General features: G+C 62.7%; 2 protein-coding genes. One reads left to right on the forward strand and one right to left on the reverse strand.

Features of this window, described 5'->3' with window-relative positions; translation table 11 throughout:
• Window positions 1-23: 23 nt before the first annotated feature.
• On the reverse strand, window positions 24-98 hold the full coding sequence (locus tag K728_RS23040) for a 50S ribosomal protein bL37 (protein ID WP_116778527.1): 75 nt from the start codon (window positions 96-98) through the stop codon (window positions 24-26).
• A 140-nt stretch (window positions 99-238) separates the two neighbouring features.
• Here K728_RS23040 and K728_RS0104005 point away from each other — a divergent pair.
• On the forward strand, window positions 239-697 hold a 459-nt coding region (locus K728_RS0104005), incomplete at its 3' end, for an alcohol dehydrogenase catalytic domain-containing protein (RefSeq protein WP_024475931.1).

Genomic DNA, 697 nt, shown 5'->3' on the forward strand with positions numbered 1-697 from the left:
CTCTTTGCTATTAGCCCGACTGCTCAGGCGTTGGGGCGCTTACCGTGGTTAGCGCCGCCCTTCTTGCGGTCGCGCTTCTTGCGTGCTCGCTTGCTCATGGCTGCCTCCTTGCTTCTAAAGTATTTGGACTACCATCCAGTCTCCCACACTTCGTCGTCTCAGCCGTCAACCGGGGATCGTCGTTGGCAGGGTCCAGCGGTCCTAGGATGGTAGGACAGTCGAACCGAAGGAGCACCACGTGACCCGCGCCGTATACGTTGACTCATTTTCCACCGAGGACCCATTGGATGGTCTGGTGATTGGCGAGCTGACAGCCAGCGATCCGCCCGAGGGGTACCGCCGGGTCACGGTCAGGGTCTCTGCGTTGAACCACCACGACCTGTGGTCGCTCCGCGGTGTGGGCCTGAGCGCCGACAAACTTCCGATGGTCCTCGGGTGTGATGCGGCGGGAGTTGACGACGACGGCAACGAGGTGCTGGTTCACGGGGTGATTTCCTCACCCGGTTGGGAGGGGGATGAGACCCTTGACCCGCGGCGTTCGCTTCTCTCCGAGAAGCTGCCCGGCGCGATGGCCGACGTCGTTTGGGTCCCGGAACGCAACCTGATTCCCAAGCCTCCCGAGCTGAGCTTTGAGGAGGCCGCCTGCCTGCCCACCTCATGGCTGACCGCCTATCGGATGCTGTTCACCGTCTCACCC

This window comes from Arthrobacter sp. CAL618, assembly GCF_000468215.1.
Classification (GTDB): Bacteria; Actinomycetota; Actinomycetes; order Actinomycetales; family Micrococcaceae; genus Arthrobacter_D.